A 13,855-nucleotide genomic window follows, 5' to 3' on the forward strand; every position below is an offset into this window, starting at 1 on the left:
AAGGAGCGGCGCAATGAGCAGCAGGCAGGCGGTAGAGTTGGGCAAGCGCGTGGCGCTAACCCTGGGCAGCGGCGGGGCGCGCGGCTACGCGCACATCGGCGTGATCGAGGTACTGGAGCAGCGGGGCTACGAGATCGTCGCGCTCTCGGGCTGTTCGATGGGCTCGGTCATCGCTGGGGTCTATGCCGCTGGGCAGCTCGAAGCCTACCGCGACTGGGTCTGCCAGCTCGACTATTTCGACGTGCTGAAGCTGGTTGATGTCACCTTCAGCCCGATGGGGGCCATGCGCGGCAACAAGGTGATGAGCAAGCTCGAGGAGCTGGTCGGCGACATCCAGATCGAGGACCTGCCGATTCCCCTCACCACCGTGGCCACCGACCTGGCGCGCCAGCGCGAAGTGTGGTTCCAGTCGGGGTCGCTGCTGCGGGCCATTCGTGCCTCCATCGCCATACCGGGCGTCATCACGCCGGTGCATGTCGGCGACAGCACCCTGGTCGATGGCGGCCTGCTCAACCCCTTGCCGATCACCCCGACGGTCTCGGCCCACGCGGACATGCTGCTGGCCGTCAACGTGACCGCCCACAGCGCGCGGCCGGTGTCGCTGGAGGATTTGCTGCCGGCCGAGGAGGAGCCCGCGATGGAAGCCGAAGCCGCGGCCAAGGGTTGGATGGACGTGCGCGGCGCGACCCGCTGGCTGTTCGAGGGGCTGGGAGGAGATGCCGAAGGGGAGCCTGACGGCGGTCGGCGTGGCCGGGCAGCCAGCGCCGGGCGGGCCTGGGGCCGGCTCGACATGATCCTGGCCTCGTTCGACATCACCCAGGCCTCATTGGCCAAGTACAAGGTTGCCGGCTATCCGCCGGACGTGTTGATCGAGGTGCCCAAGACGGTCTGCGGCGCCTTCGAGTTCCACCGCGCCGATGCGTTGATTCGTCTGGGACGCCACCTGGCCCTTGAGGCGCTGGACCGCTACGAGGGGCGCACGCACAGCGGCGATGGGGGCAGCGGCGGGATGATCGTCGAGCCGCCGCAGATGCCTGCCGACCACCAGTCGGGTGGAGGTACCGGCTAGGTTTACGTGGCTAAGCGTTCTGCCCGCGGCGGCGCAGCAGCACATAGACGGCGCCGGTACCCCTTCGATCTCCCGTGCCGAGCAGAACGCCAGCACCGCGGGCCATTCGCGCAGCCAGGCGTTGACGTGGCTCTTGATCACCGGGTAATCCGCCGTGCTGCCCCACGCCTTGCCGTGCACCACCAGCACGCAGCGCATGCGGCTGCCCACCGCTTCCTTGAGAAAGCCTTCCAGCTCCAGGCGCGCCTCGTCGAGGCTGTAGCCGTGCAGATCGAGGCCCGCCTCCCAGGCGATCTGGCCGCGCTTGAGCTGGCTGCGGGTGCGGTAGGGCAGGTCGGGCAGGGCGAAGTCGAGGAATTCCGATGGCCGCACCGGCTCCACGCGGCCGTCGCTGGTGCGGCTGGCGCTCTCGGAGGTGTCCGCCGCCACCGCCGCCGCGCGACGCTCGGCGGCCGCCGGGTCATGGCGCCGCGGCCGCCCCGGGTCGGCACGGTTGACGGCAATGCGGCGTACGCCGGCTTCGCGCAGCGCCTGGCGGAAGGCGTTGGCGTCGTCATCATCGTCGGGCGGCTGGCGCTGGGTCATGGTAGCTCGTCTGCTGTCGTCGAGCGGCCCAGTATAACGGCCTGAGCCTGGCTGTGAACCGCCAGCCGCCGCGGGTACAATCGAGGCATCGACCCTAAACGACCTGCGCAGGACCTTTCGTGGCCAACTCCCCCTTCGACTCCCGCTCGACCCTCACCCTGGATGACGACGTGCTGTGTCGCGATCTCGTCACCCTGCGCGACTTCCTGCGCTGGGCGGCCAGCGAGTTCCACCTGGCCGGGCTGTTCCACGGCCACGGCACCGATTCCCCTGGGACGAAGCCGTGGCGCTGACGCTGGGCGCCCTTCACCTGCCGTGGAACATTGACCCGGGTGTGCTCGAGGCGCGCCTGCTGCCCCTGGAGCGAGCGCGAATTGTCGGCCTGGTGCGCGAGCGTATCGCCAGTCGCAAGCCGCTGCCCTATCTGCTCGGCGAGGCGTTTTTCGCCGGTTTCCCGTTCGATGTCGACGAGCGCGTGCTGATTCCTCGTTCGCCCATCGCCGAGCTGATCGAGAGCGGTTTCGAGGCCTGGTTCCCCGAGGAGCCGCCGGCGCGGGTGCTCGATCTCTGCACGGGCTCCGGCTGCATCGGTATCGCCACTGCGCTGCATCTGCCCACCTGCGAGGTGGATCTCTCCGACGTTAGCGCCGAGGCGCTGGCGGTGGCGCGGCAGAACATCCAGCGCCACGACCTGGGTCTGCGGGTGCGCGCGGTGCTCTCCGACCTGTTCGAGGGGCTGGCCGGCCAGCGCTACGACCTGATCCTCTCCAACCCGCCCTATGTGGATGCCCACGACCTGGCCACCATGCCCGCTGAGTATCGCCACGAGCCGGCGCTGGCGCTGGGCGCCGGTGCCGACGGACTCGACGTGGTACGCCGCATCCTGCGTGAGGCGCGGCAGTATCTCACCGATGACGGCGTGCTGGTCGTCGAGGTGGGTAACTCCGATCGCCACCTGGAGGCGGCCTTCCCCGAGGTGCCCTTCGTGTGGCTCGACTTCGAGCGCGGCGGTCAGGGCGTGTTCGCCCTCACTGCCGCAGAACTCGACGCCCACGCGGCGTCCTTCGCCTGATCCCCCTTCACGATATCGGGAGGCACGTCCATGTCCGGCAACACCTTCGGCAAGCTGTTCACCGTCACCACTTTCGGCGAGAGCCACGGCCCGGCGCTGGGCGCCATCGTCGACGGCTGCCCGCCCGGGCTGCCGCTCAGCGAGGCTGATCTGCAGCACGATCTCGATCGTCGCCGCCCCGGCACCTCGCGACACACCACCCAGCGCCGCGAGCCCGACCAGGTGCGCATCCTCTCCGGCGTGTTCGAGGGCGTGACCACCGGCACCTCGATCGGCCTGCTGATCGAGAACACCGACCAGCGCTCCAAGGACTACGGCAATATCAAGGAGCAGTTCCGTCCCGCCCACGCCGACTACACCTATCACCACAAGTACGGCATCCGCGACTATCGCGGCGGCGGACGCTCCAGCGCCCGGGAAACCGCCATGCGCGTTGCCGCCGGCGCCATTGCCAAGAAGTACCTGGCCGGCCAGGGCATCAGCGTGCGCGGCTACATGAGCCAGCTCGGCCCCATCGAGATCGCCTTCAAGCAGTGGGAGACGGTCAACGACAATCCTTTCTTCTGCCCCGACCCGGCACGCGTGCCCGAACTCGAAGCCTTTATGGATCAGCTGCGCCGCGACCAGGACTCGGTAGGTGCGAAGATCACCGTGGTGGCCGAAGGCGTGCCGCCGGGGCTGGGCGAGCCGGTGTTCGACCGCCTCGATGCCGAGCTGGCCCACGGCCTGATGAGCATCAATGCGGTGAAGGGGTGGAGATCGGTGACGGCTTCGCCGCGGTGGCGCAGCGTGGCAGCGCGCATCGCGACGAGCTGACGCCGCAGGGCTTTCTCTCCAACCACGCCGGTGGCGTACTCGGTGGCATCTCCAGTGGCCAGGCGATCGTGGCGCACCTGGCGCTCAAGCCCACCTCTAGCATCACGCTGCCCGGGCGCAGCATCGACGTGCACGGCAATCCGGTCGAGGTGGTGACCAAGGGACGCCACGACCCGTGCGTCGGCATCCGCGCCACGCCGATTGCCGAGGCGATGATGGCGCTGACCCTGATGGATCACCTGCTGCGCCACCGCGCGCAAAACGCCGAGGTGCGGGTCGCCACGCCGGTTTTGCGTTGAGCGAGGCTGTATGTTGCTACACTGTTGGGAAACACCTGCGCAGGAGCTGGCATGAAGATCAACGTCGAATTTGACCTGACCCCGGAAGAGTTTCGTCGCTCGCTGGGGCTGCCCGATGTCGAGGCCTTCCAGAAGGATCTGCTCGAGCGTATCTACAAGCAGATGGAGTCGGGGGCGGAGGGGTACGACCCGATGAGCCTGATGCAGCCGTTCCTGCAGCAGGGGCTGTCGCAGAACATGACCCAAGGGCTGTCGCAGGGGCTTTCGCAGGGCCTGGCGAGCTTCGGTACCTACCAGCAGATGATGCTCGACATGCTGCGCCAGGCGGGCAGCGCTTCCGGCCAGGCGGCGTCGAAGTCGGCGGAAGGGGAGGCGTCGGCTGCCGCGGCCAACCAGCCGGCGTCAGGCCGAGCCAAGGCGGCCAGTGCCCGCTCGCGGTCGCGACGCTCCGAATAGGTTTTGCATGCGGCAGCCGCGGTAGGGAAATGAGGTTGCGGCCAAGGCGGCGTCAGGCTACGCTTTGTGCGGTGCAGCATGAGACGCTCGACTTGACTGCGATAGCTGCGCCCGCATGCAACGGCCCACAGGAGGTTACCCACCATGCAGGACAAGATGCTCGACAACTTCAATCAGCAGACTCGCCGGTTCTTCGAACCCATGCGCAAGCTGAACTCCGTCATGCTCGGCAACATGGAAAAGATGACCGAGTATCAGCTCGAGGCCATGAAGCGCTATAGCCAGTTGGGCACCGAGCGCATGCGCAGCGCGTCTGAGATCAAGGACGTGCGCGACCTGCAGGAGTTCGGCGCGCAGCAGGTAGAGATGATGCGCGAGCTCTCGCAGCAGATGATGGAAGACGCGCAGGCCATGGGCGAAATGAGCCAGCAGTTCCGCTCCGAGCTGGAAAAGCTGTTCGGCGAAGTCAGCCAGCAGCTCAGCGAGCAGGCACCGGCCAGCGGCGGCACCGCCAAGGAAGACGAGGCGAGCAAGCCTGACGCGCCCGCCAAGGCCAACAGCCAGGCTTCCCGCAAGAGCTGAGATCGAAGAAACCGCCGTTCGGCCAGGCGCCGGCGGCAGCGCTGCCTCCATGACCAACGATGACAATGAGCATGGGGGCGGCTCGCATTCGTGAGGCACTGCGCACCATCGGTAGCGTGGCGCCGCCCGTCAGGGCGCTATCGATCAGGGCGTTATTTGATTACGGCGCTAAAGATCTGGGCGTTATCGAGAAACAGGAGGGGGCAGAATGCAGTCAGGGTTGGAAGTGACATCCCAGGCCGAGCTGGACGAATGGAACACGCAGCTCAAGGAGATCGGCCAGCAGTACCAGGCGCTGATGCAGGAGATGCTCGAACGCATGACCCCTGATTCGGCGGCCGACTCCATCAAGGGTGAGATGTGCGAGGCATTCAAGGCCGGCGCCGAGTCGCTGACCCGCAGCCCCCAGCTGCTGTGGCAGACCCAGACACGCCTGCTGCAGGACCAGTACCAGCTATGGCAGCAGGGGCTGCGCTTGCTGTCGGGCGAAGCGATCGAGCCGCTGGTGGCCCCGCCCAAGGGGGATCGACGCTTCAAGGACGACGCCTGGAACCAGGACCCTTACTACCGCGCCATCATGCAGCAGTACCTGCTGTTCTCGCGCACGGTGGAGGAGCTTGTCGAACAGCTCGAAGGCCTGTCCGAGAAGCAGAAGCGCAATCTGGCGTTCTATGCCCGCCAGGTCGTCAATGCCATGGCGCCGACCAACTTCATCACCACCAACCCGGAGGTGATGCGACGCACGCTGGAGACCAAGGGCCAAAACTTGGTCAGCGGCCTCAATCAGCTGCGCCAGGACCTGGCCAACTCCTCCGACGGCCTCAACGTCGTGATGACCGACCGCAGCGCCTTCGAGATCGGTCGCAACATCGCGGTGACTCCGGGCCACGTGGTCTATGAGAACGAACTGATCCAGTTGATCCAGTACACGCCTAGCACTGAGACGGTGTTCAAGACCCCGCTGCTGATCGTGCCGCCCTGGATCAACAAGTACTACATCCTCGACCTGCGCCAGGACAACTCCTTCGTCAAGTGGCTGGTGGACCAGGGCCACACGGTCTTCCTGATCTCGTGGCGCAACCCCGGCCCCGAGCAGCGCGACCTGACTTGGGCCGACTATATGCAGATGGGGCCGATCAGCGCCATGGATGCCATCGAGCAGGCCTGCGGCGAGAAGTCGGTCAATGTGGTCAGCTACTGCATCGGCGGCACTCTGACCGCCTCTACGGTGGCCTATCTCACCAGCACCCGGCGGGCGCGCAAGGTGAAGTCCGTGACCTACATGGCCACGCTGCAGGACTTCCGCGACCCCGGCGAACTCGGCGTGCTGCTCGGTGAACCGATCCTCAACGGGCTCGAGGCGCGCATGGCCGAGGCCGGCTACCTGGACGGCCGCTCCATGGCCTACACCTTCAACCTGCTGCGCGAGAATGACCTGTTCTGGTCGTTCTACGTCAGCAACTACCTGAAGGGCGAGAACCCGGCACCGTTCGACCTGCTGTACTGGAACTCCGACGGCACCAACCTGCCGGCCGGCACCCATGGCTGGTACCTGCGCCACATGTACCTGGAGAATCGGCTGGTGGAGCCCGGCGGGATCGAGCTCGACGGCGTGCGCATCGACCTGCGCAAGATCTCCACGCCGAGCTACTTCGTCTCGACCCGTGAAGACCACATCGCAAAGTGGAACAGTACCTATTACGGTGCGCTGCTGCCCAAGGGGCCGGTCACCTTCGTGCTGGGCGGCTCCGGTCACATCGCCGGTGTCGTCAACCCGCCGCACAAGAACAAGTATGGCTACTGGACCAACGATTCACTGCCCGAGACCCACGAGGCCTGGCTCGAGGGGCGAAAGCCAACGAGGGCTCTTGGTGGCCGCACTGGCAGCAGTGGATGACCGACAACGGCTATGCCGATGCGGCCAAGCGGGTGCCGGCCCGCCAGCCGGGTGACGGTGAGCTGCCGCTGCTGGAAGAGGCGCCGGGGCGCTATGTGCGCATGACCATCCCCGAGGTGCTCGGCGAGGTGGCTGCGTCGGACGGCGCCTGAGCCCTGAGCCAGCGCCGTTCGCGGCGACAGCCGCAGCGGCAGCGCATAATAAACAAGGCCCACCAAGCGGTGGGCGCTTGCTGCTATAAGGGCGCCTGCAATCACTGAACCTGCGGCTGGGGCTGCTTCCTGTTGTGCAGGCCCAGCAGCATCAGTAGGGCGGAGAGCAGCCAGACCGGCACGCTGCCGGTGCGCGTGAACGGAGTGAGGCCTTGCATGGGCACGGCTTCACCGACCAGCGCGGCGGTCTCGAACTGGGGAAGCCGCGCGGTGACGCGCCCTGTTGGGTCGATGATGGCGGTTACGCCGTTGCTGGTGGCGCGCACCACGTAGCGGCCATTCTCCAGTGCGCGCAGGCGTGCCATTTGCATGTGCTGCAGGGGGCCGATCGACTCGCCGAACCAGGTGTCGTTGGAGACCGTCAGCAGCAGCTCGGCGTTGATGGCGCGCCTCGCCACCAGGTCGGCGTAGATGATCTCGTAGCAGATGGCGTTGCCGATCACCGTGCCGGCGGCGCGTATCGGCAGCTGCCCGCTTGGCCCCGGCGTCATGGCCGGCATCGGCAGGTCGAAGAAGGCGATGGTGCCACGCAGCCAGCGCTCCAGGGGCAGGTATTCGCCGAAGGGCACCAGGTGCTCCTTGCGATACTGGCCCTCGGCGTTGCCCACGCCGACGACGCTGTTGAAATAGCGGCCCTCATCGTCGCGTTGCAGGATGCCGGTGAGCAGCGCGCTGCCGGGGGCCAACTGGGCCTGAGCTCTGGCCAGCAGCGGTTCCGCCTCATCTTCGAACATCGGTAGGGCCGCCTCCGGCCAGACCACCAGGTCGATGTCGTCGGGCAGCTCGCGGGTCAGCTCCAGGTAGGTGTTGGCCGCGACGCGCCGGCCTTGCTCGGTCCACTTGATCTCTTGCGGCAGGTTGCCCTGCAGCAGCGCGATGCGCAGCGGTTCGCGGGCCGGTTCGGTCCATGCGGTCGGCAGCAGCAGCGGGGCGATCCACAGTGCCGCTACGGGGGCGGCGGCCCACCAGCGGCGGCGCAGGAATTCGACGCCAAGAGTGCCCGATAGCGCGGTGATCAACGACAGTGCGTAGACCCCGCCGATGGGCGCCCAGGCGGCCAGGGGTGAATCCACATGGGCGTTGCCCAGCAGCAGCCAGGGAAGCCGGTGAACAGCCAGGTACGCAGCCATTCACCCAGCACCCAGGCGCCGGCAAAGGAGAGAAAGGCCAGGCGCGGCCCGCACAGCAGGCGATACAGCCACAGCGCCACGGCCACGAACAGCGCCATGGCGACCACGAACAGTGAGGTGAGGAACACCGCCAGGGGCATCCCGGTGTAGCCATAGTCGTGAATGGAAACATACACCCAGGAGGCGCCGGAGCCGAACAGGCCGATGCCGAACAGCCAGCCCTTTAGCGCCGCCTGCCCCGGGGTCAGTTGGTGAAAGCCCAGGTACATCAGGCCGACCGCTACCGGGCCGAGCCACCAGAGTTCGAAGGGCGAAGCGGTCAGGGTGACCAGCACCCCAGCGACCAGCGCCAGGAGATAACCGAGAGCCGGGGGAATCGCGTTTCGGTCATGGGAGATCGTGGTTCCTTGTGTCGTGGGATCACTCTTCCTGAGTACCGTGGCCGTCATCCGGCACGGCTTCCAGCAGGCGAATCCGGCGATTATCGGCATTGAGCACGGTGAAGCGCCAGCCGCCCAGCTCGGTATGCTCGCCGCGCCCCGGCAGATGGCCGAAGCGCTGCATCACCAGGCCGCCCACGGTATCGAATTCGTCGTCGGAAAACTCGGTGCCGAAGCGCTCGTTGAAGTCCTCGATGGGCGTCAGGGCGCGAATCGCGTAGCGCCCTTCGCCCAGCTCGCGGATGTCGTCGTCCTCTTCGGTGTCGTGCTCGTCCTCGATGTCACCGACGATCTGTTCCAGGATATCCTCGATGGTAACGATGCCGGCGGTGCCGCCATACTCGTCCACCACCACCGCCATGTGGTTGTGGGTATCGCGGAACTCCTTGAGCAGGCTGTTGAGTCGCTTCGATTCGGGCACGAACATGACCGGTCGCACCACGTCCTCGAGGCGAAAGCGCTCGCGCTCCTCTTCGGGGCAGTTGAGCAGGCGCAGCAGGTCCTTGACCAGCAGCAGGCCCTTGACCTCGTCGAGGTTCTCGCCAACCACCGGGTAGCGCGAGTGGCCCGTCTCGTGGATCAGCGCGAGGTACTCCTCGGCAGGCTGGTCGGCGGCGATCGCCACCACCTGGGAGCGCGGGATCAGCACCTCACGAACCTGCTGGTCGCTGATCTGCAGCGCACCCTCGATGATCGTCAGCGCATCCTGCTCGAGCTTCAGTCGCGTGGCGGCCTCGCGCAGAAAGCCCATGAGCTCGTCGCGGGAGCTGGGCCCTTCGCTGTCGCCTGACAGGGCACCGAGCAGTCTGTCCAGCCAGGACCTGCCGCCCGGGCCGGTCGTTCGGTCGTCACTCATCGGTCGCGCCTCTTGTTCTCGTCATCGCCGCCGGATGGGTCGTGCCCAGGCGCCTCGAGCTGCGCCGGGGCATAGGGATCGTCGATGGCGAAGCCGGTCAGAATCTCGCGTTCGAGCTGTTCCATGGCCTCGGCCTCGCTCTCTTCCTGGTGGTCATGGCCGAGCAGGTGCAGGGTGCCGTGTACCACCAGATGCGCATAGTGATGGGAAAGCCGCTTGCCTTGAGCCTGAGCCTCCTCGGCAACGACGGGGTGACAGATCACTAGGTCTCCAAGCAGCGGGAGCACCAGCCCGGGCGGGTTTTCGAACGGAAACGACAGCACGTTGGTGGGGCGGTCTTTGCCGCGGTAGTCGCGGTTCAGCGTCTGGCTTTCCTCAGCGTCGACGAAGCGCACGGTCAGCTCATGGCGCGTCTCGTCGGGGAACCGCGCCAGTACCGCCGCCACCCAGGCGTTGAGGGAGGCGAGGTCGGGCAGCTCGTTGGCGGTGCAGGCGACCTGTCGGTCGATCAGCGGACCGTGACTCATGCGCTGCCGTCGCTCCTGTGGCGCTCGCGCTCCTGGCGCAGGGCTTCGCGCTCGCGCTCGCGCGCTTCGCGTCGAGCCCGTTCCTGCACTTCCTGGTCGGCCTCGAAGCTCTCGTAGGCTTCGATGATGCGCTGCACCAGCGGGTGACGCACCACGTCCTTGGCGGCGAAGTGGGTCACGCCGATACCGGCGGTGCCCCTGAGCACCTCGAGCACCTGGATCAGCCCCGAGCTCTGCCCGCGCGGCAGGTCGACCTGGGTCACGTCACCAGTGATGACGGCGGTGGAGCCGAAGCCGATGCGGGTCAGGAACATCTTCATCTGCTCTCGAGTGGTGTTCTGGCTCTCGTCGAGAATGATGAAGGCGTTGTTGAGGGTGCGGCCGCGCATGTAGGCCAGCGGGGCGATTTCGATCACCTGGCGTTCGATCAGCTTGCCCACCTGCTCGAACCCCAGCATCTCGTAGAGGGCATCGTAGAGGGGGCGGAGGTAGGGGTCGATCTTCTGCGCCAGGTCGCCGGGCAGAAAGCCGAGCTTTTCACCAGCTTCCACCGCCGGGCGTACCAGCAGGATGCGCCGTACCTGCTGCTGGTTGAGCGCTTCCACCGCCGCCGCCACCGCCAGGTAGGTCTTGCCGGTGCCGGCCGGGCCGATGCCAAAGTTAATGTCGTGCTGGCGAATGCTTGCGACGTAGTTCTGCTGGTTCTGGCCCCTCGGCTTGATCAGCAGCTTGGGGGTGCGCAGCAGCATCTCGTCGTCACTGGGGCCTTCCTCCTCGTCCAGCGCCTCGAGGCCTGACTCCTGCAGGAACAGGTGCACGGTATCGGGGGCGAGATCGCTGGCTTCCGCTTCGCGGTAGAGGTGCTCGAGCACGTTGGCTGCCGCCTTGACGCGGTGCCCGGGGCCAGCCAGCTGAAAGACGTTGCCGCGGTTGCGCAGCGTGACCCCGAGGCGATCCTCGACCAGCTTGAGGTGTTCATCGCGCTGCCCGCAGAGGTTGGCCAGGCGCTGCGGATCGTTGGGTTCGAGGCTCAAGGTGATGATACGGTTGGCCTGAGAGGCGTGCTGGCTCAAGACAATGGGATCCATGCGTGGCGAGTGTTGCTCCCAGCATAATGCCCCGGCGGTGGCCGGGGCAACGTTGGTGGCAGGCTCAATGCAGGTGTGGCGCGGCCAGCTCGCCGCGCAGTGAGTTGGGCAGGGCCTCGGTGATGGTCACGTCGACGAAGTGGCCGATCAGCTCGGTGGGATTGGCAGCGCGGAAGTTGACGACGCGGTTGTTCTCGGTGCGCCCGGAGAGCTGGCCGGGGTCCTTGGGCGCGAAGCCGGTGACCAGAATGCGCTGGGTGCTGCCTACCATGCGCCGGCTGATCTGCATCGCCTGCTGGTTGATGCGCTCCTGCAGGATCGCCAGGCGCTGCTTTTTCACGCTTTCCGGCGTGTCATCTGCCAGCGAGGCGGCCGGCGTGCCGGGGCGCGCCGAGTAGACGAAGCTGAACGAGTGGTCGAAGCCGATGCGATGGATCAGGTTCATGGTCGCTTCGAAATCCTCCTCGGTTTCGCCGGGGAAGCCGATGATGAAGTCCGACGAGAAGCTGATGTCGGGGCGCAGCGCGCGGATGCGTTCCATCTTGGCCACGTACTCCTCGGCGGTGTGGCCGCGCTTCATGGCCGTGAGGATGCGGTCGGAGCCCGACTGCACCGGCAGGTGCAGGTGGCTGACGAGCTCGGGGATCTCGCCGTAGGCTTCGATCAGGCTGTCGCTGAATTCGACGGGGTGCGAGGTGGTGAAGCGGATGCGGTCGATGCCCTCCACCGCCGCCACGCAGGCGATCAGCTCGGCCAGGTCGATCTCGTCGCCCAGCTGGTTCTCACCGCGGTAGGCGTTGACGTTCTGGCCCAGCAGGTTGATCTCGCGCACTCCCTGGTCGGCCAGGTGGATCACCTCGTCCATCACCGCCTCGAAGGGGCGTGACACCTCTTCGCCGCGGGTGTAGGGCACCACGCAGAAGGTGCAGTACTTGGAGCAGCCCTCCATCACCGAGACGAAGGCAGTGGCGCTGTCCGAGCTGGGCTTGGGCAGGTGGTCGAATTTCTCGATCTCGGGGAAAGTGACGTCCACCATCGCGATCTGGTTGTGGCGGCGCGCGTCGAGCATCGCTGGCACCCGGTGCAGAGTCTGGGGGCCGAACACCATGTCGACATGGGGTGCCCGCTTGCGCAGTGCCTCGCCCTCCTGGCTGGCTACGCAGCCACCCACGCCGATCACCAGGTCGGGGTTGGCCTCCTTGAGCTTCTTCCAGCGGCCGAGCTGATGGAAGACTTTCTCCTGGGCCTTTTCGCGAATCGAGCAGGTGTTGAGCAGGATGACGTCGGCCTCGCCTTCGTCATCGGTCAGTTCGAGCTGATGGGATTCGCCGAGCAGGTCCGCCATGCGGGCGGAGTCATACTCGTTCATCTGGCAGCCGTGTGTCTTGATGAAGAGTTTCTTCGCCATAAGAATAGGTCGGGTCGGTCGTCCGACGTGCGTCACCGGTGAGTGGAGTGTCGCGGGAATGCGGCTTCAGCGGAGTCGGCCGGTTTGGCCGGTGCCCGGGCGTGAAGCCCTTCTCGAAGGAGGCGCTATTATACGTAAGCCGAGGGGCTCGGGCCAGCGTGTGCGCCGACGCGTGCCGACCCTGCCAGGTGTGATAGGCTTGCGCAGCGATGCCGGCTCCACCGGGCCGAGGCATCACGAGAGCAACGCAGTTCCAACAGCGAGGAATTCCGGCCTTATGGCGGCCAAACCGGTCTATCGGGTGGTGTTTCACCAGCAGGGTGAAGTGTGGGAGCTCTATGCTCGCGAGATCTTCCAGAGCGAACTTTGGGGGTTCATCGAGGTCGAGGAGTTTGTCTTCCAGGACGGCTCGAAGCTCGTGGTCGACCCCTCGGCGGACAAGCTGCGGCTGACCTTCGAGGGAGTGAAGCGCAGCTACCTGCCGTTGAACGCCATCATCCGCATCGATGAGGTGGAGCGCGAGGGCCCGGCGCGGGCGGTGAAGAGCGAGGGGCGGGTGGCCGAGTTCCCCGCGGCCCAATGCCGCCGCCCAGGGGCGAGCGCTGAGCGCGCCGCTGGTCATCATTCGACCAGCACGGCGTAGGCCAGAACCTATGGCCCCTCGCAGTGCCTTTCCAGCGGTTTTCCCGGAGCTTATCCACAGGAACTGTGGATAGACGACAAAGCATCACGGTAGCGGTGCGGCATCTGCTGCGCCCGGCTCGACAGCCAGGACAACAGCATGACGAAATTGAAGAAACTCTGCATGGGGGTGTGTCTGGGCCTGGTCGCCCTGCCCCTGCAGGCCCAGCAGAACGGCAATACCCACTGGGTCTCCGACGAGCTGACCACCTACGTACGCAGCGGTCCGACGGACGGCTATCGGATCATCGGCACCCTGACCGCGGGCGAGCCGGTGAGGCTGCTCGAGACGAGCGGCAGCTACAGTCGGGTCGAGGATGGACAGGGCAACACCGTATGGGTGCTCAGCGATGAGCTGCAGGACTCCCCGAGCGCCCGCGAGCAGCTCCCGGTGCTGGCCAGCCAGGTCGCCGAGCTCGAGGCCGAGCTCGAGGGCATCAACGAAAACTGGGAGAGCCGGGTGTCGGTGATGACCGAAACCCTCCAGGGCCGGGAGCAGCGCATCGCCGAACTGGAGGCACGCAATCGCCAGCTCGACAGCGAAGCCGACCGCTCCCGCCAGACTATCCGCCAGCTGCAGGCGCGCCTCGATACCCAGGAGGAGGACCTGCTGATGCGCTACTTCATGTATGGCGGCGGCGTGGCCGGTGCAGGGCTGCTGGTTGGCCTGATCGTGCCGCACCTGCCGCGCAGGCGGCGCAAGCGCGACCGCTGGTTCTGAGCGGCCGAGGAAACAC

Annotated in this window: 8 protein-coding genes and 6 pseudogenes; 8 read left to right on the top strand and 6 right to left on the bottom strand. The window is 66.4% G+C overall.

Annotation, left to right across the window (positions count from 1 at the left end; genetic code table 11):
- Window positions 1-13: 13 nt before the first annotated feature.
- A complete protein-coding gene (locus ACUDAL_RS03415; protein ID WP_444677149.1) occupies window positions 14-1,069 on the top strand; it encodes a patatin-like phospholipase family protein in 1,056 nt (351 codons plus the stop codon).
- A gap of 10 nt (window positions 1,070-1,079) precedes the next feature.
- Here the strand turns inward: ACUDAL_RS03415 and ACUDAL_RS03420 are convergent.
- Window positions 1,080-1,654: pseudogene (locus ACUDAL_RS03420) on the bottom strand (Smr/MutS family protein).
- Window positions 1,655-1,773: 119 nt separating this feature from the next.
- On the opposite strand from ACUDAL_RS03420, the pseudogene prmB reads away from it, so the two are divergent.
- The 5 genes and pseudogenes from prmB (at window position 1,774) to phaC (ending at window position 6,928) form a co-directional block, all read left to right on the top strand.
- A pseudogene (gene prmB, locus ACUDAL_RS03425) lies at window positions 1,774-2,726 on the top strand (50S ribosomal protein L3 N(5)-glutamine methyltransferase).
- A gap of 30 nt (window positions 2,727-2,756) precedes the next feature.
- Window positions 2,757-3,841 (top strand): annotated as a pseudogene (aroC, locus tag ACUDAL_RS03430) (chorismate synthase).
- A gap of 51 nt (window positions 3,842-3,892) precedes the next feature.
- Entirely contained in the window at window positions 3,893-4,297 is a 405-nt protein-coding gene (locus tag ACUDAL_RS03435) for a DUF6489 family protein (protein WP_444677150.1), read from the top strand.
- 144 nt (window positions 4,298-4,441) lie between these two features.
- Entirely contained in the window at window positions 4,442-4,879 is a 438-nt protein-coding gene (locus ACUDAL_RS03440) for a phasin family protein (RefSeq protein ID WP_444677151.1), read from the top strand.
- A 208-nt stretch (window positions 4,880-5,087) separates the two neighbouring features.
- Window positions 5,088-6,928: pseudogene (gene phaC, locus ACUDAL_RS03445) on the top strand (class I poly(R)-hydroxyalkanoic acid synthase).
- A 101-nt stretch (window positions 6,929-7,029) separates the two neighbouring features.
- Here phaC and lnt read toward each other — a convergent pair.
- From lnt to miaB, 5 genes and pseudogenes are all read right to left on the bottom strand, one after another.
- Window positions 7,030-8,516: pseudogene (gene lnt, locus ACUDAL_RS03450) on the bottom strand (apolipoprotein N-acyltransferase).
- A gap of 22 nt (window positions 8,517-8,538) precedes the next feature.
- A complete protein-coding gene (locus tag ACUDAL_RS03455; protein ID WP_444677152.1) occupies window positions 8,539-9,414 on the bottom strand; it encodes an HlyC/CorC family transporter in 876 nt (291 codons plus the stop codon).
- Window positions 9,411-9,941 carry an rRNA maturation RNase YbeY gene (ybeY, locus tag ACUDAL_RS03460; RefSeq protein WP_444677153.1) on the bottom strand — a complete coding sequence of 177 codons (531 nt, stop codon included), beginning with the start codon at window positions 9,939-9,941 and terminating at the stop codon, window positions 9,411-9,413. Before ybeY ends, ACUDAL_RS03455 begins: the two co-directional genes overlap by 4 nt.
- Entirely contained in the window at window positions 9,938-11,029 is a 1,092-nt protein-coding gene (locus ACUDAL_RS03465; RefSeq protein ID WP_444677154.1) for a PhoH family protein, read from the bottom strand. Before ACUDAL_RS03465 ends, ybeY begins: the two co-directional genes overlap by 4 nt.
- A gap of 64 nt (window positions 11,030-11,093) precedes the next feature.
- Entirely contained in the window at window positions 11,094-12,437 is a 1,344-nt protein-coding gene (gene miaB / locus ACUDAL_RS03470) for a tRNA (N6-isopentenyl adenosine(37)-C2)-methylthiotransferase MiaB (RefSeq protein WP_444677155.1), read from the bottom strand.
- A gap of 277 nt (window positions 12,438-12,714) precedes the next feature.
- On the opposite strand from miaB, the pseudogene ACUDAL_RS03475 reads away from it, so the two are divergent.
- Both ACUDAL_RS03475 and ACUDAL_RS03480 read left to right on the top strand, forming a co-directional pair.
- Window positions 12,715-13,043, top strand: a pseudogene (locus ACUDAL_RS03475) (DUF1820 family protein).
- 199 nt (window positions 13,044-13,242) lie between these two features.
- Window positions 13,243-13,839, top strand: a complete 597-nt coding sequence (locus ACUDAL_RS03480) for a TIGR04211 family SH3 domain-containing protein (protein WP_444679299.1) — start codon at window positions 13,243-13,245, stop codon at window positions 13,837-13,839.
- Window positions 13,840-13,855: the final 16 nt, after the last annotated feature.

It is taken from the genome of Halomonas sp. E19 (assembly GCF_052439355.1).
Taxonomy (GTDB): Bacteria; Pseudomonadota; Gammaproteobacteria; order Pseudomonadales; family Halomonadaceae; genus Halomonas.

Coding starts and splice junctions, on each gene's coding strand:
- ACUDAL_RS03415 (WP_444677149.1), top strand. CDS start 14: ATGAGCAGCAGGCAGGCGGTAGAGTTGGGCAAGCGCGTGGCGCTAACC.
- ybeY (WP_444677153.1), bottom strand. CDS start 9,941: ATGAGTCACGGTCCGCTGATCGACCGACAGGTCGCCTGCACCGCCAAC.
- ACUDAL_RS03440 (WP_444677151.1), top strand. CDS start 4,442: ATGCAGGACAAGATGCTCGACAACTTCAATCAGCAGACTCGCCGGTTC.
- ACUDAL_RS03480 (WP_444679299.1), top strand. CDS start 13,243: ATGGGGGTGTGTCTGGGCCTGGTCGCCCTGCCCCTGCAGGCCCAGCAG.
- miaB (WP_444677155.1), bottom strand. CDS start 12,437: ATGGCGAAGAAACTCTTCATCAAGACACACGGCTGCCAGATGAACGAG.
- ACUDAL_RS03455 (WP_444677152.1), bottom strand. CDS start 9,414: ATGAGTGACGACCGAACGACCGGCCCGGGCGGCAGGTCCTGGCTGGAC.
- ACUDAL_RS03465 (WP_444677154.1), bottom strand. CDS start 11,029: ATGGATCCCATTGTCTTGAGCCAGCACGCCTCTCAGGCCAACCGTATC.
- ACUDAL_RS03435 (WP_444677150.1), top strand. CDS start 3,893: ATGAAGATCAACGTCGAATTTGACCTGACCCCGGAAGAGTTTCGTCGC.